Below are 22,979 nucleotides of genomic sequence, written 5' to 3'. Positions count from 1 at the left end.
TTTTTGCCGCTGGTGGGGCCGTTGTCTAGTTGGTGGGGTGTGGGTGTGTTCCTACTTTTGAATAAGCCTCGTATGTTCCAGATATAAAACATAATATATTTTTAGGTCACGAGGCAATTTGGCAAGATGCTTTAAATAAACGGATTGGTTTAAGAACCTTATACAAAAAAATAATTCAATATATTTCACAGGATAGTTCAAGAATAGCTATCATAACCGGAAGTGCTTTCTCCGGAAAAACTACCTTTAGCTTCTTCCTTGCTCTAAAATTATCTAAACGTTATCAAATATTTAAGCTTAATTTAGATAGTTCTATTAATGTTGATGATGTAATTGATTATATTTCTTTCCAGGATAATGTTATTTGGATAATCGAAAATCCACATCTGCATGGAGAAACTCTAAAAAAGATAACTACTAGTAACAATAGTAATAATTTTAAAGCAATTTTAATAACGAGAAACACTAACCTCAACACCGTAACTAGGCATCTATTTCATATTGATCATGAAATATTCAGGCTTAAAAATAAGTTGAATCCTGAGGAGGTGAATAATATTTTAGAGGTTATGGATAGCCATGGTGCTCAAGATAAGATAACTGATCTAAGTGAAATTCAGCAGAAAGAAATATTTCGCAAGAATAACAATGAAATATTTTCCACGCTTGCAAAGATTACTGACAGCAAATTTTATGGATCTAGAATAACTGATGAAATTCATAAAAATGAATTATTTGAACAAAATATTTTAGTAGAAATTTTGATAGCTGTTGGGATTTCAAGTTTTTTTGCACTTCCGTCCCACATTCACGACATTTCAATTTTAGTGAAATTATCATCAGATAATCTAATTAAATTGGTTAAAGAGCACCTCGACGATGTGGTTTACATTGATGATAATAATTATATTAAGTATTACCACAGTTATTTTGGAGAAAGGCTAGTAAAAACTCAAGGCATGCTAGAAACAGCCCCTATTATTACGGAATATCTAAAAATACTTGCCCCTTTTATGAATTTAACAAACAATTCAAAAAAGGAATTTTCCAGACTTTCCCTCGGAAAAGAACTTATGCAATATAGACATTTATACAGTATTTTCTCTCCAGATTCTAGAATTAATGAAAAAATGTCGTCCCAAATCAATGAAATAATTGAATCAATATATGAGTCAGTACGACTTCAATATATAAATAACTACAGATTTTGGGAACAAAGAGCTTTATGTGCCTCCTATAATGAGATGCACGATGAGGCAGAGTCATACGCCCGGAAAGCGGTGGCATTAAAAAGAGACTTCTTAACTCTGACCACTTTAGGTAAAATTCTCCTTGTAAGAGCAGAAAAAGAAAAATACTCAGACTTATTTAAGACTTTATTAGAATCTGATGAAATACTTTTTGAAGCTTTAGAAAATTCAAAGTATGAATCTACATACCCTCATTCAACCTTTTTTAGTCATTTCAACAAAATAATTCCTAATCTTCTGAATTTATCCCCGGATGATATTTCATTATTGAATACAATATTAAATAAATGGATTTTGAGTATTGATAGGTTAGTGGACAAAAACAGGAAAGAGATTATTAAACTTAAAAATATGTCTATTTTGACATTTGAAAAGAAAATGCAGAATTCCTAATTTTTATTATATTTTAAATTAGAATCAATGGGGTTGATTTAAAAGAATTTAGGATCGCTAAATATATTACTCAAGGTAGAAGTAACCTGCGAGATTCCAGCCTCATACTTACACATACAAATCTCATATACGTGGGGGAGCTGATGATCCCGGAACAGTTATTGGCATTATCAACCGTTCCGATATTAACCGCTACCTAGTAGGGGCTTATCTAACTTAAGCCCTCTACAATAACTCCCGTTGCCCCTGGCTTTCATCGAGGACAGCGGGAGTAGATTTGAATTGCCAAGGGATGTATCAGATCGAAGGATTCAGCACTCCCCCGGACTCCTCCAGGTAGCAGTTGGCGCACAGCGACTCGTAGCCCACATGCACACCGTCAATTGCTACCTGCGAGCCGGAAAAAACAAAGCGCCCGTCCACCGTGCGTCCGTTGAACAGCGCCTTCTTGCCGCAGCGGCAAATCGTCTTCAGCTCCTCCAGAGTGTGCGCGATTTCCAAAAGACGCGCAGACCCCGGAAAAGCCCGCGTCTGAAAGTCCGTGCGAATTCCGTAGCACATCACCGGCACGCCATCGAGCACAGCAATACGCATCAAATCGTCTACCTGGTCAGACGTCAAAAACTGCGCCTCATCCACCAGCAGGCAAGAAACCGGCAAGTGCCGGTGCGCCGATTCGGGGTGAGCATTATCCGAAGCATGCAAAAAGAGCTCCCGTACGCTCTCCTCAGCACCAATCAAAAAGTCTACGTGGCGCGTTACTCCCAGGCGAGAGACGACGTCGGCGTCGCCCTTGGTATCAAGTTGTGGCTTAGCAATCAGAACCCGCTGACCGCGCTCCTCATAGTTATACGCAGCTTGCAAAAGCCCCGTTGACTTGCCAGAATTCATTGCGCCGTATCGGAAATAAAGCTTTGCCACCAGAGACCTTCCTTCAAAAGAACTCCTGCAATTCTAGCTAAACAATCCGCTACCCAGCACAAGTGAGATGAGAAGAACGAGTTGCGGCACGCCCATGCAGACCATCCGCCCTTATACTTGTGTAGGCAAACCGCAACCAACGCATAAGGTTCAACGATGATTTCGCACAGTGATATTGAAGCTCTCATGGCTCCTCCAGCACGAGATAGGGACCCGCTCAGTATCATCACCGAGCAAAACAAATCACGCTTGACCGAATTGGTTCCCGTGCGCATCGGACGCATGTCCGAGTCACCCTTCGCTTACTACCGCGGCACAGCAGGCCCCATGGCAGCAGACCTTTCCACCGTGCCAAACTCCGGCGTCATGCCCCTGATTTGCGGTGACGCTCACATCGGTAATTTTGGCTACTTCGCCTCCCCCGAACGCAACCTGCTCTTTGACCTCAACGACTTTGACGAAGCTGGCCGAGGCCCCTTTGAATGGGACCTCAAACGCCTGGCTACCTCGGTGTACCTTGCAGCAACCGACAACGGCGAGTCTGAAGAAACCGCCACCGTCTTGGCTGAGAAAACATCTAAGTACTACCGCCAGACCATCTTGCGTATGAACGAGGAAAGCGCGCTCAACCGCTATTACTCGCGTGTGAACACGGACATGTTCGAGAGTCTCATCAAAGAAGAATACAAACCGCTCTTTGACAAGTTCGAGCGCAAGGCACGCACACGCAACTCCGAACAGGCACTCCACAAATTCGCGGTAAAAGACGATAACGGCAACCACCGCATTATCGATCAGCCCCCACTGACCATGCACCACAATGAGATTCCAGAAGAAGACCTGCAACGGCTCTGGACCGAATACCAATACACTGCCCGCCCAGACATCCGCTACCTTCTGCGTAACTTCAAGATTCGCGACCACGTGCTTCGCGTAGTGGGCGTAGGTTCGGTGGGCACACGCTGCTTTATTGCGCTCCTTGAAGACCAGCGTAAGAACCCGCTCTTCATCCAGATTAAGGAAGCTCAAGACACCGTTCTGCACAGCTACGGCAAGATTGAGCAGACCTCCGAGTCGCTCGGCTTCCCCGATCGCCCTATGGGCAATGGTTTCCGTGTGGTAGCTGGTCAGCGCGTGATGCAGTCGCAGTCAGACCCTTTCCTCGGCTGGATTGAAAATGTACCTACCCGCCAGGGAGGTACCACCGACTACTATGTACGCCAGTTCCGCGATATGAAGGGGTCCATCAACCTCTCAGCACTCGACCGCGATGGCCTCAAGCAGACCGCTAAGATTTGTGCTTCTCTGCTGGCTCGTGCGCACGCGCAGTCCCGCCATATCGACGACATCGCCGTCTACTGCGAGTCAGATAAGTTCTTCGACCATCAGCTAGGAAAGTTCGCTCACACCTACGCACAAACCTGTACCGAAGATTTTCATGCCCTGCGGGCAGCGGTTGAAAAAGGGCAGCTCCCCGTGCAGTACGCCCTCTAACCCGGTTTAGCCGCAGAGCAAAAGCGCCGCGCGTCCTCCCTCATACGGGAAAGGACGCGCGGCGCTTTTATGCTCAACTTCGAGCCGGTCAGAGCCGACTAGTCGACCAAACGCTGGCTTTCAACGTCGATGCCAGAAACATCGACCTGTTCCAACGGAACCATTTTGCCGTGAGTCACGAACTTATGAATTAGCCACAGAGCAAGGAAGATGGGCAAACCGATGTAAGCCATGGCAACACCTGCCCAGTCGCCGGCAAAAATCGCTTCGTAGTTCTGACCCACAATAACGAGGGCGCACATGACGAAAGCGATAATCGGCCCCAAAGGGAAGAATGGTGCAACGTAGGGAAGATCTTTGAGGCTCTTTCCCTGCTTAAGGTAAGCGCGGCGGAAGCGATAGTGGCAAATAGCAATGCCAACCCAGGCGATAAAACCTGAAAGACCGGACACATAAACCAGCCATTCGTAGGCTTTGCCCTCGCCCATAATTGCCGTGAGGAACCCAAAGAGACCTACGGCGGAAGTAGCAATCAGCGCGGGCATGGGAACGCCACGGCTGTTAACACGCGAGAAAATCTTGGGCGCTTTACCCTCAATCGCCAGCGAATAAAGCATACGGGAGGAAACGTACAGACCGGAGTTGCCTGCAGAGAGAATAGCGGTCAGAATGACGGCGTTCATTACCGAAGCAGCAATCGCCACACCAGCGTGTTCAAACACCAGGGTGAAGGGTGAGTACGCGATGTCGGTGGCGTCCGAGCGCAAAAGGTTGGGGTCGGTGTAAGGAATCAAGAAACCGATAATGACGAACGCACCGATGTAGAACAACAAGATCCGCCAAAAAACCGAGTGGATTGCCTTGGGGACGTCGCGGCGGGGGTTCTCCGATTCGCCAGCGGCAACACCAACCATTTCGGTGCCTTGGAAGGAGAATCCCGCAATCATGAAGATGGAGATAATAGACATCCAGCCGCCCACAAAAGGAGCGTCACCGGTAGTCCAGTTGCTGAAACCGGGTGAATTATCGCCCAAAATACCGATAATCATGGCGACGCCTGCAATCAGGAAGACAATCACGGTAATCACCTTGATTGTCGCCAGCCAGAATTCGCTTTCACCATAAGCACGAGCGGACAGCGCGTTAATCAGAAAGAGAATGAGCAAGAAGCTCGCTGCCCACACCCAGCTAGGAACATCGGGCAACCAAAAATTCATCACAATACCGGCAGCTACCAGTTCCGCTGCCACGGTAATTGCCCAGTTGAACCAATAGTTCCAGCCCATTGCAAAACCGAAGGACGGCGAGACGTAGCGAGTCGCAAACGTCTGGAAAGAACCGGGAACCGGCAAATGCGCCGACATTTCGCCCAGGGACTGCATGAGCAGAAGAACCATCAAACCGATAACAGAGTAAGCCAGCAAAGCTCCACCTGGACCGGCTGTTGCCACGGTTGCACCGGAGGCAACGAACAGACCCGTACCGATGGCGCCGCCGATGGCAATCATCTGCATGTGGCGGCTCTTGAGACCGCGGTTTAGCTGCTTTTCTGACGGGGGCAGCTCTTCCCTCACGCGTTCAGACATAATCCGACCTTCCGGTCTTAAGAAAATCTAAGGGTAATTAAGACAAACTTCAGATTACCACTGTAGAAACAAACAAGCACCGAGAAATCAGTGTTTTCTCGGTGCTGGAATTGATTTTATTTAAGATGCGTTTTCGTTGATAAACCGGACGTTCGCACCGTGTTCAACGGTGCGGGACACCGTGCAGTCTTTCTCATGCGAAAGCTTCATCAGTCTGTCGACCAGCTGCTCGGCTTGCTTGCCCTTGGCATCGTTGGGGAATCGCACGTTGAAGCTGACCTCCACGTCGTCCAGCCGCACAGCGCCGTCCTCATTGAGCTTTATCGCAGAAGGTTTTACCTCGAACACTTCAGGTTCGGAACGGCGGGAGGTCACCACATCGACGTCGATGGCGGAGCAACCGGCGATAGCAGCCAGGAGCATCTCCACCGGATTCAGCAGGCCCTCACCCTGTCCGAACTCCACCGACGCACCTTCACTATTAGTTGCACGGTAACGCTGCTTTTCAACTCGCTCGACCTTGACTGAGCGATAATTCGGATCGCTCTCTCGGTTAGTTACAGTATTTGATTCGCTCATGAGTTTCCTTAGATAAGAGGGGTTGGACGACGTTACGCCGAGTTGGAGGGGTAGTTGCTTTGCTATTTCTAACAACTCTAACTCCCTTCTTATTTCCACGAGGTGAACCGGCAGTATGAGCCGTGGTGCTCAGGCGCTATAGCATTGCTATGTTGAGTAGCAGAAATAAGGGTTGTGAGGAAGGCGGGCATAGTGAGCGCTACGCCGCAGGAAAGCGGGTTCAGGGAGGGCCTCAAAGTTGCAGGGATGATGTTCCTAGGCTTCATCACCATGGGTTTAGGCCTTGGTGTTCTCGTTACGTCGGTAGGTTTGCCCTGGTGGGTTGCGCCGATTCTCTCGGGTTTGGTGTACGCCGGGTCGGTAGAGTTTCTGCTGGTCGGCATGATTGCTTCGATGGCGCCGCTCACCCTCATTGCCTCCACCACATTGCTTATTAACGCCCGCCATCTGGTGTACGGCATCTCTTTCCCTGTGCAGAACGTCAACGGGGTACTGGGCAAGTTCCTCTCGATGTATCTGCTCAGCGACGAAGCCTACGCCCTCAATACCGGCCCGAATTCCCACCGTTTTAGCTCGTCCCGAATTCTCACCGTATCCCTGGGGCTGTGGGGTTCATGGGTCTTCGGTTCAACGCTGGGTGCAATTCTCGGTGCCTCATATCTGAGCCACCTCAAGGGCGTTGATTTTGTGATGACGGGGATGTTCCTGATTCTTTCCATCGATTCTTATAGTGCTGTCAAAGACAATAAGACGGCGATCGCTGCGGTTTTCTCCGCTGTTTTCGCGCTGATTATTGCGCCCGAATCTATGCTGCTCATTGCGCTGCTCATGCTCGTCGTGTTGCTGACCATCCGCCATTTCGTGGAAGCCAAGCACGCTCCATCCGCAACACAGGAGAAGACCGATGCCTAGTATCGCTTACATTCTCAGCGCCATAGGAATCGCCGCAGGAATTACTTTCATTCTCAGGCTCATTCCGTTTGGCATCAAAAGTATTCTCAAAGATAACAAGCTCATTGCCGATTTAGCAGCGTGGATTCCCATGGGTGCCATCCTCATTCTGGGCGTCTACGTGATGGCAGAAATTGATTACTCCTCCACGACGACGGCACTCCCCTACCTGATTGCAGCGGTGGTGACGGTGCTCGTCCATTCGTGGCGCAAGAACATTGCGCTCAGTCTGTTGATAGGCACAGCGACCTGCGTGGTGCTGGCGAACTGGGTTTTTTAGGGATTGTTCCGCTAGCCCGGCGCAGTGTGAGGCAAGCTGGTCGGGTCTGGCGTGAATCGCATTAGTGAGCGCTAGCGAACCATGCGAGAGGGATTGCTTGCCGACACTGCGCCGGGCGCCAGGAACAACCGCTTAAACCCAATTCTCACCACACACAAAAATGCTCGGCACCTTTTCGATGCCGAGCATTTCTTACAATAAGCAAATGATTACTTGATTGCTGCCAAAGCTGCTTCGTAGTCAGGTTCCTCAGTAATTTCGGGAACGAGCTGGGTGTAGATAACCTTGCCGTCTTCATCCAGCGCAATCACAGCGCGAGCCAGAAGACCCTTCATGGGGCCATCTGCCTGAAGTACGCCGAAGTCTTCGCCGAATGAGCTACGGAATGCTGAACCCGAAACTACGTTCTCGATGCCTTCAGCTGCGCAGAAACGCTCGTGGGCGAAAGGCAAATCCTTGGAAACGCACAGTACTACGGTGTTATCAAGATCCGCTGCCTTTTCGTTGAAGGTGCGAACTGACTGAGCGCATACGCCGGTGTCAACCGAAGGGAAGATGTTGAGTACAATCTTCTTGCCTTTGAAGTCAGCTGCTGAAATATCAGCTAGGTCTGAGCCGGTGACGGTGAATTCAGGTGCCTGCGATCCTACCGAGGGAAGGTCGCTATTGGTATTTACAGTATTTCCTTGAAATTTAGTTTGTGCCATAGCTCCATTGTCTTGCTTTAGCGCAAAACTAGCAAGCCCTCTTATATTTTGAGGATGCCGTGGCTACACCAAACGAATCAGAGCAACCCCGCCCAGCATGAGTACAAGCGAGAGCACCTGCCCCAAACCTACCTGGCGCTTGGGCGCTTGGAGTAGCCCCAATTTATCGACGAGAAGTGAACCAGAAATCATGCCAACCAAAGCAGCGACCACGGTAAGTCCCGTGCCCAGGAGAGGAACTAAGAAAGCATTTCCAAAGACATAGATGGCGCCCAGAACCCCGCCGAACCACATCCACCAGGGGTTCTTTTTCTGCCCGTCAGGCACGCGAACGCGGAATTTCAGACGTAACACCAATGCCAGAAGAAAGAGGACAGTGGTGCCCACGGTGAAAGACACTAAAGCGGCTTGAGTAGGCGAACCAATCAGCACTCCTAGATGTCCGTTGATTGCCGACTGTGATGCCATCAGAAACCCTGTACCCAGAGCTAAAGCGCGCCATCCCCAGAGTAAAGGTTCCGCTTGGGGAGATGCATTTGCAGAAACCTGGCGTAGTGCTTCGGTATTTGATTGCGCTTCATGAGCAGTGGAAGGCTGCCGAGAAATTCGTTTCCCGCCGAGTGTCACCGCTCCCACCACACCGGCAATAACCAGAACCGCGCCGATGACGCGCAGCGGAGTCAGCACCGCCTGGTGAGCTTCGAATAATCCGAAATGATCGACGAGAAGTCCCATCAGGATTTGCCCGCAAATCGGCAGCACAGTGGTTTGAACTCCGCCGAGCTTGGGGAAAATCAGAATGTTAGTAGTGAGTCCAATGACGCCGAATAAACCGCCCAGCCAAATCCACAGCGGCTGGTGAGCGACGTCGTCCCAGGAAAAGAAAACGGAACCCTCCACTACCAGAGCGAGCGCAGCCAGAAAAAGCGTTCCGCCAAAGAAAGAACCCAACGACGAGAGGTAGGGAGACCCCACGGACTGGCGTAACCGCGAGTTGAGACAGGTTTGAATAGGGAGTAGTAACCCAATGAAAATGCCAAAAAATAGACCTGCCATAAAGTACCTTCTTCTATCTGCTCAACATGGTTTACTTTACTCGTGCTGGCGGGCTCCCCCGTCTAGTATGAAGGTAATTATTTTCTCCTTCAATCATTGGAGTTAGCGTGAGCGCAGAGCAGTCCCCCACCGTTCATCAGGAATTTATTAGTGTACGCGGTGCCCATCAGAACAATTTGAAGAATGTGGATGTTGAGATCCCTAAACGTCAGCTCACGGTTTTTACCGGAGTCTCGGGTTCGGGAAAATCTTCGCTGGTTTTTGGAACGATTGCCGCTGAGTCGCAATGGTTGATTAACGAGACGCACCCGGCATTTGTGCAGGGATTTATGTCTAATTTGCCGCGCCCCGAGGTGGATATTTTGGAGGGGTTGACGACGGCGATCGTCGTCGATCAGGAGCGGATGGGCGGTAATCCGCGCTCAACTGTGGGGACTGCTACCGATGCTACTGCGCTGTTGCGTATTTTGTTCTCCCGTGTGGCAGAACCTTCTATTGGTGGCCCCAACGCTTATTCCTTGAACGTGGCGACGGTGAGCGCCCAGGGTGCTCGTACGGCGGAACGGTGGTCTTTGAGGGTACTCCTGCCGATTTGGTGGCACAGAAGAAGACCCTCACTGGTCAGCATTTGGCGCGGTACACCGCTTAGCGCAAACCCTTTTCGCGCAAGTATTTCTGCGCTTTGGGACGCTCGATTAGCATCATGGTGATGCCCAGAATCATCAGAGGTACTTGAAATGCCATGGCCCACCGGAAAGATTCTAGGTTGTAGGTATCGGGTGTCCCAGCCCCTGTGAAGTCCAGAATGAGACCGATGGCTAGAACATTCACGAGCGCGCCGAGGAATCCACCCATGTTGGCGATGCCTGTGGCGATTCCCCGCTGAGTATACGGTGCGTGGGTGCGTACGACTTCAAAAGCCACCATGGAGGCAGGGCCTCCTATGCCGCCGATCATGGCGGTGAGCGTCATCAGCCATACAGGTGAGCCACCGGGGTACAGCAGTACAGCACACCAGAGGGCGGCAATCACAGCTACCAGACCGGTGACGATTTCTACGCGCTGGCGCATGAATCGGGTGAAAAGCGGCCCGGCAATCAGCCCTGCCGCCATAATCGCTACCACGTTGAGGCTCACGATGGTTGAGGCTGTAGCGAATGAATAGCCCAGCCCACCGGTCATAAAGGGTAAGCCCCACAGCAACACAAATGAGTTGGTGGAGAAACAGGTGGCAAAGTGAACCCAGAAACCTAGACGTACGCCGGGTCTTTTGAGCAGTGATTTGAGTGCTGGTACTATTCCGCTGGAACCGGGACCTAATACAGGAAGTGCGTCGGTAATCGGGCTCACCGCGGTGGTAGCTGAGGTGCGCTGCTCGGTGGCAGTATTTTGAGGTCTAAAAAGACGTCGTGCCAGCGGAAGGCTACCCGGTGTATCTTTCAGCAAGATAAAAATCAGCACCATCAAAGCAAGCGCAATCAAGGCAAGGGAACTAAACGCGCCCGTCCAGCCCAGCAAAGCTACTGATGCCGCCAGGGGTGTCACCGCAATGAGCATGCCGCTTTGCCCAATCAAACCGCTGATCTGGTTGATACTGGGGATTACCTTGGCGCTAAACCAGTCGGAGATAACTTTGATCATCGAGACGAATATGCAGGCATCGCCGGCGCCTACAAACACGCGAGCGGCAAGGGCTAAGGGTACCGAGGAACTCATGCCCATCATGAACTGCCCGCACCCCATCAGAAACAATCCAACACAAAGCATGACGCTAGCGCCGAGCCGATCCAGCAAAATGCCCACAGGAATCTGTGCGGCGGCATAGACCGCTAGCTGAACTACCACGAAGGTAGATATTAGAGCAGCCTCCGCCGAGAAATGCTCCTGGGCAACAATTCCGAGCGCAGAGAACGAACTACGGTTGACCGCTGCCAGAACGTAAGTGAGAACGCTCAGTGCCCACATCAAAAATTTGAGGTTACTGGTTTTGTGCATTCTCATCATCTTTCAATCAGTCGGTCAAGGAAAAGTAATTTAGCTGATACCTGCTTCTCGCAACACCTGGCGCATTTGTTCTTTGCCCATCTCTACTGCAAGTTTTTGAGTTTCTGTCGCTTGCCCAATCATAGAAATTTTGGGGGCGCCCTGTGGCGGAGCAACTTGCAATACCTGGGGTGGATCGCGCAAAAGAACTTCAAGCTGCTGCTTGCGCCGGTTGCGGTTCTCCCACGTGTGTAATGCCCCAGCGGCGTTCTTTTTCATCCAGAGAGCCACAGCTTGCTGTTTAAGTTTATGGGTGCTGGCTAAATCGACGCTGGGCTGGCGCGTTCTCAGCACCAGCAGGTGGGTGGCGCCTTGGGCGAGCGCCGTTTCGATGGGAATATTCTCTGCCATGCCCCCGTCAATAAAGCGGCGCCCGCCGAGAGAAACCGGATCCCCCGACAGTACCGGAATGCGCGTGGTTGCTTTCATGGCGGTTTTCAGGGTTGCGCGGTCCGTGATAAACGGCGCAAGATCAACGGATTCGCCGCTATCGGCATCCGTGGCTAGGGGATGGTACTCCACCGGGCTCGCCAGAATTTCCTCAAAACCCATGCGGGTGAAACTCTCATACATTTCGTCCACCAGGAAATCGCCGTTGACGATGGGCTTGCCCCGCACAAAATTTGCAGGCTTGATAATCTCTTTTATCGATTCAGGCGCCCACCAGCCGTGTATGTTCTCATTCGCTTTTTCGCAAATGAGCCATGCCCCATTGAGCGCCCCAGCAGAAGCACCATATACCGCGTCAAAAACGGGAAGCAGTCCGTGCTCCTCCAACACTCCTACCATTCCACCGCCAAAAGCTGCACGAGAGGAGCCGCCTTCAAGAACGACGACGAGCCGCGCGTCGTCGTTTCGTTGACCGGGTTGAGAGCCGCTTTGATGACGCTGACGGATGATTTCCAGGGTTGTGTGCATATACATCACTTTAGTGGGTGGGTGTCGTGTGCCTCCGTCTTAAGGATGAAAGACTTTGCAATTCTTGCCCTCAAAATCAACTAAAGACGCATAGTTTCATGTCCCCCAAGTGGGTAGAATTTTTAGTTGTGCACATAAGTAAATAGGGACAAATAATCATCTAATTAGGGGAAAATTTGATGAAAAATCATTTCTGGGGCGCACTCTTTGCGCTCATACTTGGTGGACTATCACTCGTTCTAACTCCGGCAACAGCAGACACTGGAACCGGATCGCATCAATCAGTCCAGCAAACAGAATCTACTCAAGATATCGCCCAGGTTCAGCAGACACCAGAAAATTCTGCTGGGGAGGTACTGCAAAAAGCCGGTCTTGGCACCGTTGCAGTGGGCGCGGGAGCTTGGCTTACTATCGCAGGGAAGCGTCGCTTCCAGGAAAACTGCGATTTCTAGAAAAGTCTTTAGCCAGACTTTTCTAAGCTTCCTTAAATATCTTTTGTGCAAGAAGGAGGGGACCTGCGGGTCTCCTCCTTTTTTGTTAAGAATGGATAGGGGAAGGTTGACGTGCGACCTGGATAACGGGGCATTCAATATATGAGATTTGGCGAATGCCAAAGAACGTTTTGAGAATTACTAGAGTTTTTTCTGCTTATGACTACTTCCAGTAGCGAGCTCAAACGATCATTGAGCATGTCGCAACTTATCTTTATGGGCCTCGTATTTATTGGTCCGCTGGCTCCCATCGGTATCTTTGGAACCCTGGATGCTAAATCAAATGGCGCAGTAGCAACCGTCTATCTCGTGGCTACTTTCGCGCTAGCACTGACCGGTTCGAGCTACATGCGGATGTCCCGCGAAGTACCTCGCGCTGGCTCAGTCTTCGCTTACGCTAACGCCGGCATTGGTCCGCGCACCGGCTACATTGCCGGCTGGATGATTTTGCTCGATTATGTTCTGGTGCCTTCGATTGCATTTATGATTGCGGGCATCGGCATGGCTTTCTGCGCCATGGTTGGTCAGGCTGCAGGCACCCGCATCATCCTCGATATGTCTCGCTCAGGTCAGCTACCTACCGCTCTATCCAAGGTCAGCGCCAAGCGCCAGGTTCCCTCACTCGCTGTGATTGTAGTTGCTAGTTGCAGCATTGGCGTCTCACTGTGGACTTCTACCCGCCCCGACGGTCTTGATTTGCTCTCCTCGCTGGTGAACATGGGCGCGCTGGTTGCTTTCGTACTACTGCACGCCTCAGTGATTGGTTACTACCTGGTACGCCAGAAGGCTAGCGTTCGCGGTCATATGCAAGGAGAGGGCCACCTCAGGGTGGCTCTCTCCTTTTTGTCCTCGATGAATGGAGGGCAACTAGGACGACGGCGCGCCCAACGCCCGTTCATAGGCGGCTCGTGCGTCGGGGTTGAAAGCTACCAACAATACCTCTTCCAATGAATGCTGGTGGTGTTGTTCGAAGGCTCGGATAGCGTCAACCGCAATCTGACAGGCGCTGTCCATCGGCCAACCATAAACCCCGGCGGAAATCGTTGGAAATGCTACCGAACGTGCTCCCAACTCGGCGGCAACTTTGAGTGAATTCTCATAGCAGCTGTACAAAATATGGGAACGATTATCTCGGGCTGAATAGACGGGACCAACCGTATGTATCACCCAATGCGCAGGTAAATCGCCAGCGGTCGTTGCCACGGCTTGTCCGGGCGGTAGACCAGTGGAATACTGCTTCGCGCGTAGTTCTTTACACTCTTTGAGGATGGCAGGGCCGCCCGCCCGGTGGATAGCACCGTCGACTCCCCCACCGCCCATCAGACTGGAATTAGCGGCGTTGACGACCGCATCTACCTTTTGCACCGTGATGTCACCGGATACAACCTTAATCTTCATGCGAATCTCCTCAAACCTAAAATGTATGTAGCAGAGCCATACTTATACAAAAGCTTTCCGCACCCTCTGCCAAAAAATACACCTTTCCCACAAAAATACAATCTGCAGCATGTATTTTTGCTGAAACGGTGTACTTTTTCAGAGTGCTATGAACTGTTCTGTTTACGGATGAGGCAGCGGTTTTTACTCGATATCAGAGGGTTGGATTATCGATGCATTTGACTAAGTTTTTGTTCTAGATGATCCGGGATACCCCCATCTGGTTCTATTCCAAAGAACTCGATGGGACGCTTGTGGCGGTCGTAGGTAATACAGGTGCTAAGGCGCAAATCAAGATGCGAGCCGAGGGGTAGCTCACGCGGGCGTCCGCTACCACCGCCGGTCGTCGTCCCCAAGATTTGGACGTGGTCTAGCCATTGAAGACCCCAGAGGAAATCTTCGCTAGCGCTATACGTCATAGCATTGACCAGAACTATAAGTTTGCCTTTCCACCGAGAAGAAGGGTGAGGCTCAGCCCAACGCTCCCGCTTTTTGGATAACTTACCCGTACCGGTGGTGAAGGAAGAATATCCAAGCAATATTTTCTCCCGAAGAAAATAGCTACGCATTGTGTTGGCAAGTTGAATATTGCCGCCAGTATTATTCCTGAGATCGAGAATGAGGGTGCTATCGCCGGAGTACTCTCTACAGAGCTTTTCCATTTCTTCTGGAATACCTGTACCGGAAAGAAAACTTGTCAGCTTCAGATAAACGGTGTGCTCATCGAGGGTTCTTAGTTGGAAAACCTCGGGAAGTGAGGGCAGTGGTGCTTCTTCTAGCCATGACGCTTGCTGAGTTGAATCCGAAGATACTGCATGAAAAACACGGGAAGATTGGGGAATTGCCATCGCGTTGCGAGCAGCGATGAATCTATATTGCTGAGGCGAGGCACCTGTTATTCTTTCCCAAAATTCTGCGTTTTCAACTTCTATAGCCCAGCCTTGCTGGACCCCCGCTAATACAGCAGCTGAATGAGGAGGTACTTCGGTGAGCACTATTCTTCCGTCTTTAAGTTCTCCTGTATAAGGCGGGTTATAACCGCGTAAACGGCTGTCGATAACTGCTGTATGAGCATCCCCGAGTTGGGCAACTAGTTCCTGAGCCCAAACGCAAAATTCATCCCAGTTAAGTGGCAGATTTAAAAGTGCTTTGGCGAGAACGGAATCCCAGTCCAACTCTCGTAATTCGAAATAAGGGTAGGTATTTTTGCACTGTTGAATGAGGAGTTCGATGGCGTCTTCAACGGTTTCAGGTTGCTTCCCGTGAACTCTGCCGTCCGCTGAATTAGCAAGGGACTGAAGCAAACTGAGAGAAGCAAGGAACTGGTTTTCATCACTGACGTGACTCGTTAGAATGAGGTTCTTGTCATCCCATGTCAACGACGGAAATTCCTTTTGAGGTACTTCTTCAATACGCCATTTGGGCGCGCCTTGGGGTGCTTCGCCCACCTTTACTTTGGTGCCCAGGACAGCCTCATACTCATCAATTTCTTGCGCAATAAGATTGAGCATTGATTCACTCAGCCACCCCTCGAATTCAAGGTATAGGGTGAGTGATGAATCTAAGTTAAAAGCCACCATGGATTTACTATAACTTTAGTTTTGAACAACCAAGCGAGTCTGCAGGGGACGAACTAATGTTTCAACCTATTTACGACATAGAGGGTGGTCCTGGGTGGATTATTTCTGGCAGAACGTTACTTCCCGAAATAAACGACCATACTCTTTTCAGAGAAGCATTCGAGCAAGATAATCTGTCTGTTCCTTTGGAATTATTATGGACGGGCTATCCAGAGCAAGCTTTTCGACTGCTAGAAAAGAAGTCCGTTTCAACTCGCCAGCAGGCTCTCATAGCTGACTGTTTTAGAGGCCTAGAAAGATACCCAGAAGCAGAACAGATTTATCGTGCCTTACTCAAAGACATTACTGACCCTCGTTTAGAAGCAACGTTGCATCAACATTTAGGAAAGATCCAAGCCATTCGTTTTTCATCCAGTGAAAAAATTATGACTCTTGACGATATTCTTTACACCACACTCGTTAAATTCAGTAACGGTGCTCAAAAATAAGTATTCTAAAAATAGCTGAGAACTTTCCGCTTTCAGCCTCATACACCTCCCCCTCTAATTTCATACAAAGGTAAAGATGACTTTCGCACTCCCCCGTGTGCCCAAATCGCGCGCCCCCAAAAAATCTGCCAAAACCCTCGCAGCTCTCGCACTCATCGCAGGTTCGGCATTCTCAGCAACCATCTCTGCAACACCCGCCGAAGCATATACAACAACCGGGCAGTTTCGCCCTTACGGAAACTCCCAGTACCACGTGTACGCCAACGGAATTGACTGGTCCCAGCCCGTCGGCGTCGTCTTCTACCTGGACGGCGACTACTGGGAAAAATGGCAATCAAAAGTACACAACCCCAGCGACCCAGCGCTAACGGGTATGGCTAAAGTCGCCAACGAACGAAACATGCTTTTCGTTCCCGTTATTTCCCCTGACCAAAATCCATCCGGCGACGGCATTACCTGGTGGGAAAATCAGTATTCAAACGGTAACTATTTCCGTTCATTTGCTAACTGGTTTATTAGCAATACTGCCGTTGATCGTTCGAAAGTATGGACGCTCGGTTACTCGGGAGGCGCCGAAATTGAAACCTTTGAACTTAATGCGCGCAATCAAGAATCGTGGCGCACGGGAGGCGGTTCCATCATGGTGGGCGGCGGAAATTCAAATGGTATTCTCACCGCTCCTTCAAGCAACTTTAAGGGCATGCCTATGGACTGGTACGTAGGTTACGGTGATGGTGCAGGAGTCACCTGGCCGACGAATTGGTCAGCCTGGGGTGCAGCACATGCCGGTAACTCGGTATACCGCAATAGCGGTTTCTACAACACCAACATGAACCATACAGCCGGTGACCACTACGCCTACGACTTCCCCTGGATTCTGGAAAAATCACTCAACGAGGCAGGCGTTCAAAAGCGCTCGTCCTTCAAACTCGTCGGAGCAATCGGCAATTACTATTACGGTCATGCCTCTACTCTTGGCGCCCCCACCACCAATGAATTCAGCACCGTGGACGGCGGCGCGGCGCAGAATTTCCGTAACAACACGACCGTCTACTGGACTGATGCAACCGGTGCCCATGCGGTGAACTATAACGGCGGCATAGGCGCAGCTTACCGCGCGGGCGGTTATGAAAACGGTCACGGCTACCCCATGTTTGACGAGACCGCAATTGCAGGCGGAGCTATGCAGAAGTTCAAGAATGTCTCCACCGGAAGAGTTACTGCATTCTATTGGGCGCCCAATACCGGCACATATAAAGTATGGGAACCAGGCGCTATCGGTGGCCGCTTTACTCGCGAAGGTGGAACCGGAAAATATGGTTTCCCCGTAGCAAATGAGTCCGCCATGCCAGAAGGCGGCGCCACTCAAACGTTCCGCCGAACAGATGGTTCAGAAACAGCTTTCTACTGGTCGGCTCAGACCGGAACCCATACACTCGTGGGTAAGGGCGGCATTAATAACGCTTATAAGAACTGGGGTTCCGTCGAAAAGTTTGGCTACCCCGTAACAGATGAAACTGTGCAGAAGGACGGCACCGTCACCGTCAAATTCAGTAAGGGAAAGACTCTGTCTTGGTCTCCTAAAACCGGCCAGGTTACTGAACTGACAACTAAGTAATGTACTAAGAATCTACTCATAAATGTAGCTTCTTATACTAAAAGCCCCTGTTCTCCCACGCTATGCGAGTGAACAGGGGCTTTTTAGTGTTCTAGAGACTAGACGTTGAAGCGGAATTCCACGACGTCGCCATCGTGCATCACGTAATCCTTGCCTTCCATACGAACCTTGCCGCGAGACTTTGCCTCCGCCATTGAACCGGCGGCGTCCAAATCTTCGAAAGACACAACTTCAGCCTTGATGAACCCACGCTCAAAGTCGGTGTGAATAACGCCCGCTGCCTGAGGAGCGGTATCGCCCTGGTTGATGGTCCAAGCGCGTGATTCTTTCGGACCTGCGGTGAGGTAAGTCTGCAATCCCAGTGTGGAGAAGCCAACGCGCGCAAGCTGATCTAGGCCAGACTCGTCCTGTCCACTCATTTCAAGCATCTCTGCAGCTTCTTCGTCTGAAAGTTCGACCAAGTCAGCTTCAAGTTTTGCGTCCAGGAATACGGCTTCTGCAGGTGCAACGAGATTGCGCAGTTCCTGCTGCTTTTCTTCAGAGCCCAAAACACCTTCGTCTGCATTGAACACGTAGATGAAAGGCTTGGTGGTGAGAAGGTTCAATTCTTTGAGCAGGGAGAAATCTAGACCAGCTTCTTTTTGCTGGGAAATAAGGGTATGCCCCTCTTCAAGAACTTTCTGCGCCTTCTTGTATTCCTCCAGTGCGGCGGCGTTGCCCTTCTTAATCTTCACAGCCTTTTCGAGGCGAGGAATAGCGTTTTCGAGAGTCTGCATATCTGCTAGAACGAGCTCGGTGTTGATGGTTTCCATATCGGAAACAGGGTCAACTTTGCCGTCCACGTGAATGACGTCGGGGTCGTCGAACACGCGAACAACCTGCGCAATTGCCTGCGCGTCGCGGATGTTGGCGAGGAACTGGTTGCCCAACCCTTCACCCTCTGATGCGCCACGCACAATGCCCGCGATATCCACGAAGGACACGGTTGCAGGCAGAATGCGTTCGGAACTGAAAATTTCAGCCAAACGGTTCAAGCGCGAATCTGGGAGGTTCACGACGCCGATGTTAGGTTCGATGGTTGCGAAGGGGTAGTTCGCCGCCAGAACGGTGTTCTTGGTCAATGCATTAAAAAGGGTCGATTTGCCGACGTTGGGCAGACCCACAATTCCGATAGTTAAAGCCACAGGTTTTACCTTACCTTCTTTGATGTGCAAGCCCTAAGGATCCGGGCGAGTGAAGTATCTCTAAACCAAACTTTAGACCATGACAAATGTCAGTCTAAATCAGTGACAAAACGTATAAAGCCGGTGCAAGAAAGCGTTCGATACTTGAACCATGAAGAACGAAACAGCACTTTCAGTGCACCAAGTATCAAAGACTTTCACCACTCGTGGTGGCACTGTTCACGCGGTCCAGAACGCCAGCTTCTCCATAGGTTCAGGAGAAATTGTTGCTCTGCTCGGAGAAAACGGCGCGGGGAAGAGCACGCTCATTGACATCATTTTGGGAATTTCAGACCCCAATGAAGGCACAGTTTCTCTCTTCGAAGAGGAACGATCAACCGCCATTCAGCAAGGAAAAGTTGGCGCAATTCTTCAAACGGGCGGTCTCCTCAAAACTCTAAAAGTTAAAGACCAGATTGAAATGGTTGCCGCCACTTATCCTCACAAGGTCAATGTTGAGGCTGCAATGGAAGTTGCCGGTGTCACGGAATTTGCGCAACGGAAAATTGAAAAGTGCTCAGGTGGACAACAACAAAAAATAAAATTTGCAATAGCACTACTTGCTCAACCGCAACTGCTCATTCTTGATGAGCCCACAACTGGGATGGATGTCAACGCCAGACAAGATTTTTGGACAGCAATGCAACAGCTTGCTCGACAAGGAACCACCATCATATTTGCGACGCATTATCTTGAAGAAGCTCAAGAATTCGCAGAACGAATCATCATTATGGGAGCCGGAAAAGTACTTGCAGATCAAAGTACAACGTCATTACAGAATGCTTCTGGAACCTCTCGTATTAGCTTTGATATGAAGCAATCAGAGCAAGAAAAGCTACTCGCTGAACTTTCTCAAGATTATTCAGTGTTTGATATTGAATCTCATGCCAAAACTATCTCGCTCAGTAGCCAGAACCCTGAAGATGTGGCTCGTTATCTCCTGAACAATTATGAGATTTCGAATCTGGAAATACATAAACCATCGGTCGAACAAATCTTCAAAGAACTGACCCATAACTCATTAGCAGCTATCTAAGGACCATCATGAAACTCTCACGATTTATTGCCCTAGATATCAAACAGGCAATTTTAAACTTTTCCACGCTATTTGGCATTATTGTGATGCCCGCAGGTATGTATCTACTCTTTGGAGCAGCCCAAAGTTATGGAACCCAGCCATTTCATGATGGAAATGTCTCAGCATACGTCATGTTGGGCATGGCGGTTTATGGTGCAGTCACCGGTGCATTGTCTGCATCGGGCACCGCAGTACTAGAAATAGAATCAGGGTGGGGTAGACAACTCGCTCTTACACCCATTAGGTGGAAACATATATTGCTCAGTAAATGTGTAATCGCGCTAATTACCACCATGTTGCCCGTCATCATTGTCAATATTTTTGGTTCAATGACCGGTGCAGAAATTCCAATCGAACAGCAAATCATTTGTGCTGCGGTTACCGTGGTGTGCTGCACTATCTTTAGCTTTTACGGAATGGCATTGGCCCAGGTATTCAAAAATGCCCGTGCTGTATCTATCGGCAGCGGTTTGCTCGTCTTCTTTTCCTTTTTCGGTACAACCTTCAGTCCCCTGCCTGAAAGCATGATGAGTATTGCTCGATTTACTCCGCTTTACGGAGTCACTGAGCTGTCCCGTTTTGCTTTTACTCACGGCGACACCTTAATCACCGGACAGAACCCCTGGTTTGTCAATGAACCGCTAGCCTATGCACTCATCAATACCCTGGTATGGGGTGGCATATTTGTAGCAATCTGCCTCAAAACCAGAAAACGCGCCAACGCTCGCTAAAGTAAATTCTAAGTATCAAGAAAACTGGGGCAAAGAGTCCATGGATGTGCACAAATTTAATTTCAAAAACTTCAACTGGACCGCCGTTGGTTTTGCTGGAATCTGGTTAGCTTTCTTGCTCTACCCGCTTACCGAAGTTTGGGGTAGCCCGTCGCTTGAATCGTGGCAAAAATGGCTCGCAATAACCTCCACTTTTCTCTTCTGCACTCTCTATTTAGTGTCCTTCGGGGCCAATGATTTACTCGCCGCCAAAACTCAGCCGCAACGCACGCTCAAATGGAGCTTGCTACTGCTGATCCCAGCTCTTATACAGCTCATTTTTGTAGGACCGTGGGCAATCTATTTTTCAACTTATTTCGTTGCTAAATGGGCATTTCAAAATAAGCCTTCAGTTGGCATATCAGTTGGGTTGATCATTACTGTGGTGGGGCTTCTCAGTATCGCCTTTATTTTTCCACCAGAATTTAGAAGCAGTGGGTATAGCTTCTTTTTTGGAGCAATCTTTGTGCTCGTTATGGCGTTGCTGAACTGGAGACTAGATCAGAGAAGAGAACTCGCCAATCAACTCTTAGAAGCACAAACTTCCGAAAAAATCGCCCGGGATGTCCATGATTTATTGGGACATTCGCTAACCGTTATCAATTTAAAGGCTGAAGTAGCTGCTGTGTTAGTAGAAACAGATCCGGCTCAAGCTAAAGAAGAACTTGCGCAAATCAATACTATTTCTCGCACAGCCCTTGCCGAAGTCAGAGCAACTGTGACACGCATGAAGTCTCCTAACCTTACCGGGGAAATTGAAGCATCGAGAAGAGCACTCGAAACGGCTCAAATACGGTTCCGCTTACCCTCCTCGGATGAAGCCGCCCAAGCCGGTAATAATTCAACATTATTTACGTGGGTGCTCAGAGAATCAATCACCAATATCTTGCGTCATTCACATGCCACCGCTTGTTGGGTTTTCGTAGAACCCGAACGTATCGAAATTGTCGACAATGGAGTCAACGCACAGATCGATGAAGGAAATGGGCTAAGCGGTTTACGCAATAGAGTTCTTGAAGCAGGCGGAGATTTACATGTAGTAACCGGTTCTCAGACCAGAATCATGGTGTCAATGAACGGTAATTTCACTTCGATAGGAAACACAGGATGAGGACCATAAGACTATATATTGCAGACGATCAACAAATGATTAGAGACGCCCTGAGCGTTCTATTGAATCTACAACCCGATTTAGAAGTTATTGGAAGTAGTGGGAACGGGCAGAGCGCGCTGAGAGATATTAACCAGCTCAATCCCGATGTGGCTCTACTCGATATAGAAATGCCTGAGCTGACCGGTATAGAAGTAGCTCAGCAACTCACGACTACAGGTTCAGATACCAAATCACTAATCGTCACAACTTTTGGCCGCCCAGGTTATCTTGCCCGTGCACTTGAAGCTGGAGCCCGCGGTTTCGTCGTCAAAGATACTCCAGCAGCACAACTCGCAGAATCAATTAGGAAAATTAATAGCGGTCTAAAAGTGATTGACCCCGGGCTAGTGGCAGAAAGTTTCGCCCTAGGTCAATCACCGCTTAGCGAGCGCGAACAAGAGGTGCTTCGGACATCCCTCGGCGGGGCATCCATCGTTGCTATAGCAAAGCAACTCAGCCTCTCACAGGGAACTGTGCGAAACCATATTTCTAACGCTATGGCAAAACTCAATGCCGAAAACCGTTTTGATGCGGCTCAGCAGGCTGAACACAATGGCTGGCTTTAGTGGCTCGCCGCTCCCCCAAGATTCAACAGCACCACTCCGCCGATAATGAGGCCCACGCCCACGACCTTGGTAACCGTTAGCGGTTCGCCTAAGAAGATAGCGCCAATGGCAACGATTGCGGCGGTTCCAAGACCCGACCACATCGCATAAGCCACGCCTACCGGGATATCGCGTACTGCCTGTGCTAGCCCAAAGAAAGAAACCCCGTAGAGACCCAGGCACAGCAAAGTCGGCAGTATTTTAGTGAATCCATCCGTATTTTTCAGCAAAGAAGTTGCCAGCAGCTCAGCACCAATAGCTAGCGCAAGAAACAAATAAGGCACACGAGCCCACTTTCGAAGAACAGTTGAATTTTTGAGGGGAAGCCTCCCTAGAAGATAAGGATATCTCTCGTGTA

23 protein-coding genes and 1 pseudogene are annotated in these 22,979 nt (G+C 49.7%); 13 read left to right on the top strand and 11 right to left on the bottom strand.

Annotated features, from left to right (window positions below):
* Positions 1-548: 548 nt before the first annotated feature.
* The gene (locus ACFR81_RS03465) at positions 549-1,643 is read left to right on the top strand and encodes a hypothetical protein (protein WP_343876186.1); all 1,095 of its coding nucleotides are present in this window, start codon (positions 549-551) and stop codon (positions 1,641-1,643) included.
* Between the two features lie 297 nt (positions 1,644-1,940).
* On the opposite strand, the gene ACFR81_RS03460 is transcribed toward ACFR81_RS03465, so the two are convergent.
* Complete coding sequence (locus ACFR81_RS03460; protein WP_343876187.1) at positions 1,941-2,564, bottom strand: thymidine kinase; 624 nt, start codon at positions 2,562-2,564, stop codon at positions 1,941-1,943.
* Positions 2,565-2,720: 156 nt separating this feature from the next.
* On the opposite strand from ACFR81_RS03460, the gene ACFR81_RS03455 reads away from it, so the two are divergent.
* Positions 2,721-4,058 carry a DUF2252 domain-containing protein gene (locus tag ACFR81_RS03455; RefSeq protein WP_343876188.1) on the top strand — a complete coding sequence of 446 codons (1,338 nt, stop codon included), beginning with the start codon at positions 2,721-2,723 and terminating at the stop codon, positions 4,056-4,058.
* A gap of 98 nt (positions 4,059-4,156) precedes the next feature.
* Here the strand turns inward: ACFR81_RS03455 and ACFR81_RS03450 are convergent, their stop codons facing one another.
* A complete protein-coding gene (locus ACFR81_RS03450; protein WP_145173559.1) occupies positions 4,157-5,644 on the bottom strand; it encodes an amino acid permease in 1,488 nt (495 codons plus the stop codon).
* 120 nt (positions 5,645-5,764) lie between these two features.
* Positions 5,765-6,223, bottom strand: a complete 459-nt coding sequence (locus ACFR81_RS03445; protein ID WP_343876189.1) for an OsmC family protein — start codon at positions 6,221-6,223, stop codon at positions 5,765-5,767.
* Between the two features lie 192 nt (positions 6,224-6,415).
* Between ACFR81_RS03445 and ACFR81_RS03440 the strand changes: the two genes are divergently transcribed.
* Complete coding sequence (locus ACFR81_RS03440) at positions 6,416-7,135, top strand: AzlC family ABC transporter permease (protein WP_343876190.1); 720 nt, start codon at positions 6,416-6,418, stop codon at positions 7,133-7,135.
* Positions 7,128-7,454, top strand: coding sequence for a branched-chain amino acid transporter permease (locus ACFR81_RS03435; RefSeq protein ID WP_343876192.1), 327 nt, complete (start codon positions 7,128-7,130; stop codon positions 7,452-7,454). The genes ACFR81_RS03440 and ACFR81_RS03435 overlap by 8 nt, the downstream gene beginning before the upstream one ends.
* Before the next feature lie 209 nt (positions 7,455-7,663).
* Here the strand turns inward: ACFR81_RS03435 and tpx are convergent, their stop codons facing one another.
* Together tpx and ACFR81_RS03425 are read right to left on the bottom strand one after the other, a co-directional pair.
* On the bottom strand, positions 7,664-8,161 hold the full coding sequence (gene tpx, locus ACFR81_RS03430; RefSeq protein WP_145173567.1) for a thiol peroxidase: 498 nt from the start codon (positions 8,159-8,161) through the stop codon (positions 7,664-7,666).
* Positions 8,162-8,224: 63 nt separating this feature from the next.
* On the bottom strand, positions 8,225-9,217 hold the full coding sequence (locus tag ACFR81_RS03425; RefSeq protein WP_343876193.1) for a DMT family transporter: 993 nt from the start codon (positions 9,215-9,217) through the stop codon (positions 8,225-8,227).
* 95 nt (positions 9,218-9,312) lie between these two features.
* Between ACFR81_RS03425 and ACFR81_RS03420 the strand changes: the two are divergent.
* Positions 9,313-9,783: pseudogene (locus ACFR81_RS03420) on the top strand (P-loop NTPase family protein); the annotation flags it as partial.
* A 79-nt stretch (positions 9,784-9,862) separates the two neighbouring features.
* Here the strand turns inward: ACFR81_RS03420 and ACFR81_RS03415 are convergent.
* Together ACFR81_RS03415 and ACFR81_RS03410 are read right to left on the bottom strand one after the other, a co-directional pair.
* Positions 9,863-11,212: an MFS transporter gene (locus ACFR81_RS03415; RefSeq protein ID WP_343876194.1), complete on the bottom strand. Its 1,350-nt coding sequence runs from the start codon at positions 11,210-11,212 to the stop codon at positions 9,863-9,865.
* 39 nt (positions 11,213-11,251) lie between these two features.
* A complete protein-coding gene (locus ACFR81_RS03410) occupies positions 11,252-12,178 on the bottom strand; it encodes a patatin-like phospholipase family protein (RefSeq protein WP_343876195.1) in 927 nt (308 codons plus the stop codon).
* Between the two features lie 179 nt (positions 12,179-12,357).
* On the opposite strand from ACFR81_RS03410, the gene ACFR81_RS03405 reads away from it, so the two are divergent.
* Together ACFR81_RS03405 and ACFR81_RS03400 are read left to right on the top strand one after the other, a co-directional pair.
* Positions 12,358-12,630, top strand: coding sequence for a hypothetical protein (locus ACFR81_RS03405; protein ID WP_068168955.1), 273 nt, complete (start codon positions 12,358-12,360; stop codon positions 12,628-12,630).
* Between the two features lie 198 nt (positions 12,631-12,828).
* Complete coding sequence (locus tag ACFR81_RS03400; protein WP_343876196.1) at positions 12,829-13,620, top strand: APC family permease; 792 nt, start codon at positions 12,829-12,831, stop codon at positions 13,618-13,620.
* On the opposite strand, the gene ACFR81_RS03395 is transcribed toward ACFR81_RS03400, so the two are convergent.
* Both ACFR81_RS03395 and ACFR81_RS03390 read right to left on the bottom strand, forming a co-directional pair.
* Positions 13,537-14,067, bottom strand: coding sequence for an O-acetyl-ADP-ribose deacetylase (locus ACFR81_RS03395; protein ID WP_343876197.1), 531 nt, complete (start codon positions 14,065-14,067; stop codon positions 13,537-13,539). The genes ACFR81_RS03400 and ACFR81_RS03395 overlap by 84 nt on opposite strands.
* A gap of 206 nt (positions 14,068-14,273) precedes the next feature.
* On the bottom strand, positions 14,274-15,686 hold the full coding sequence (locus ACFR81_RS03390) for a S41 family peptidase (protein ID WP_343876198.1): 1,413 nt from the start codon (positions 15,684-15,686) through the stop codon (positions 14,274-14,276).
* A 56-nt stretch (positions 15,687-15,742) separates the two neighbouring features.
* On the opposite strand from ACFR81_RS03390, the gene ACFR81_RS03385 reads away from it, so the two are divergent.
* A complete protein-coding gene (locus ACFR81_RS03385) occupies positions 15,743-16,174 on the top strand; it encodes a hypothetical protein (protein ID WP_343876199.1) in 432 nt (143 codons plus the stop codon).
* Positions 16,175-16,250: 76 nt separating this feature from the next.
* Positions 16,251-17,792 carry a hypothetical protein gene (locus ACFR81_RS03380; protein ID WP_343876200.1) on the top strand — a complete coding sequence of 514 codons (1,542 nt, stop codon included), beginning with the start codon at positions 16,251-16,253 and terminating at the stop codon, positions 17,790-17,792.
* A gap of 98 nt (positions 17,793-17,890) precedes the next feature.
* Here the strand turns inward: ACFR81_RS03380 and ychF are convergent, their stop codons facing one another.
* On the bottom strand, positions 17,891-18,976 hold the full coding sequence (gene ychF, locus ACFR81_RS03375; RefSeq protein ID WP_145175023.1) for a redox-regulated ATPase YchF: 1,086 nt from the start codon (positions 18,974-18,976) through the stop codon (positions 17,891-17,893).
* Positions 18,977-19,127: 151 nt separating this feature from the next.
* Between ychF and ACFR81_RS03370 the strand changes: the two genes are divergently transcribed.
* Genes ACFR81_RS03370 through ACFR81_RS03355 form a run of 4 tightly spaced genes read left to right on the top strand, consistent with a single transcriptional unit; the run spans position 19,128 to position 22,582 of the window.
* Positions 19,128-20,051, top strand: coding sequence for an ABC transporter ATP-binding protein (locus ACFR81_RS03370; protein ID WP_068168271.1), 924 nt, complete (start codon positions 19,128-19,130; stop codon positions 20,049-20,051).
* 8 nt (positions 20,052-20,059) lie between these two features.
* Positions 20,060-20,824 carry an ABC transporter permease gene (locus ACFR81_RS03365; protein ID WP_068168269.1) on the top strand — a complete coding sequence of 255 codons (765 nt, stop codon included), beginning with the start codon at positions 20,060-20,062 and terminating at the stop codon, positions 20,822-20,824.
* A 40-nt stretch (positions 20,825-20,864) separates the two neighbouring features.
* Positions 20,865-21,974 (top strand): sensor histidine kinase, encoded by a 1,110-nt coding sequence (locus ACFR81_RS03360; RefSeq protein WP_068168266.1) that lies wholly within the window; start codon positions 20,865-20,867, stop codon positions 21,972-21,974.
* Complete coding sequence (locus ACFR81_RS03355; protein ID WP_068168262.1) at positions 21,971-22,582, top strand: response regulator transcription factor; 612 nt, start codon at positions 21,971-21,973, stop codon at positions 22,580-22,582. The genes ACFR81_RS03360 and ACFR81_RS03355 overlap by 4 nt, the downstream gene beginning before the upstream one ends.
* Here the strand turns inward: ACFR81_RS03355 and ACFR81_RS03350 are convergent.
* Complete coding sequence (locus ACFR81_RS03350; protein ID WP_151147847.1) at positions 22,579-22,905, bottom strand: DMT family transporter; 327 nt, start codon at positions 22,903-22,905, stop codon at positions 22,579-22,581. The two genes, ACFR81_RS03355 and ACFR81_RS03350, sit on opposite strands and share 4 nt — an antisense overlap.
* Positions 22,906-22,979 lie beyond the last annotated feature (74 nt).

It is taken from the genome of Rothia amarae (assembly GCF_042677725.1).
GTDB lineage: Bacteria > Actinomycetota > Actinomycetes > Actinomycetales > Micrococcaceae > Rothia > Rothia amarae.
The sequence above is the reverse complement of the archived record's forward strand: the minus strand, read 5'-3'. Positions and strand labels throughout refer to the sequence as shown.

What these genes read in the sequence shown, in the direction of transcription:
- ACFR81_RS03455 (WP_343876188.1), top strand. Translation starts at nt 2,721, where the DNA reads ATGATTTCGCACAGTGATATTGAAGCTCTCATGGCTCCTCCAGCACGA.
- ACFR81_RS03450 (WP_145173559.1), bottom strand. Translation starts at nt 5,644, where the DNA reads ATGTCTGAACGCGTGAGGGAAGAGCTGCCCCCGTCAGAAAAGCAGCTA.
- ACFR81_RS03445 (WP_343876189.1), bottom strand. Translation starts at nt 6,223, where the DNA reads ATGAGCGAATCAAATACTGTAACTAACCGAGAGAGCGATCCGAATTAT.
- ACFR81_RS03435 (WP_343876192.1), top strand. Translation starts at nt 7,128, where the DNA reads ATGCCTAGTATCGCTTACATTCTCAGCGCCATAGGAATCGCCGCAGGA.
- tpx (WP_145173567.1), bottom strand. Translation starts at nt 8,161, where the DNA reads ATGGCACAAACTAAATTTCAAGGAAATACTGTAAATACCAATAGCGAC.
- ACFR81_RS03425 (WP_343876193.1), bottom strand. Translation starts at nt 9,217, where the DNA reads ATGGCAGGTCTATTTTTTGGCATTTTCATTGGGTTACTACTCCCTATT.
- ACFR81_RS03415 (WP_343876194.1), bottom strand. Translation starts at nt 11,212, where the DNA reads ATGCACAAAACCAGTAACCTCAAATTTTTGATGTGGGCACTGAGCGTT.
- ACFR81_RS03410 (WP_343876195.1), bottom strand. Translation starts at nt 12,178, where the DNA reads ATGCACACAACCCTGGAAATCATCCGTCAGCGTCATCAAAGCGGCTCT.
- ACFR81_RS03405 (WP_068168955.1), top strand. Translation starts at nt 12,358, where the DNA reads ATGAAAAATCATTTCTGGGGCGCACTCTTTGCGCTCATACTTGGTGGA.
- ACFR81_RS03400 (WP_343876196.1), top strand. Translation starts at nt 12,829, where the DNA reads ATGACTACTTCCAGTAGCGAGCTCAAACGATCATTGAGCATGTCGCAA.
- ACFR81_RS03395 (WP_343876197.1), bottom strand. Translation starts at nt 14,067, where the DNA reads ATGAAGATTAAGGTTGTATCCGGTGACATCACGGTGCAAAAGGTAGAT.
- ACFR81_RS03390 (WP_343876198.1), bottom strand. Translation starts at nt 15,686, where the DNA reads ATGGTGGCTTTTAACTTAGATTCATCACTCACCCTATACCTTGAATTC.
- ACFR81_RS03385 (WP_343876199.1), top strand. Translation starts at nt 15,743, where the DNA reads ATGTTTCAACCTATTTACGACATAGAGGGTGGTCCTGGGTGGATTATT.
- ACFR81_RS03380 (WP_343876200.1), top strand. Translation starts at nt 16,251, where the DNA reads ATGACTTTCGCACTCCCCCGTGTGCCCAAATCGCGCGCCCCCAAAAAA.
- ACFR81_RS03370 (WP_068168271.1), top strand. Translation starts at nt 19,128, where the DNA reads ATGAAGAACGAAACAGCACTTTCAGTGCACCAAGTATCAAAGACTTTC.
- ACFR81_RS03365 (WP_068168269.1), top strand. Translation starts at nt 20,060, where the DNA reads ATGAAACTCTCACGATTTATTGCCCTAGATATCAAACAGGCAATTTTA.
- ACFR81_RS03360 (WP_068168266.1), top strand. Translation starts at nt 20,865, where the DNA reads ATGGATGTGCACAAATTTAATTTCAAAAACTTCAACTGGACCGCCGTT.
- ACFR81_RS03355 (WP_068168262.1), top strand. Translation starts at nt 21,971, where the DNA reads ATGAGGACCATAAGACTATATATTGCAGACGATCAACAAATGATTAGA.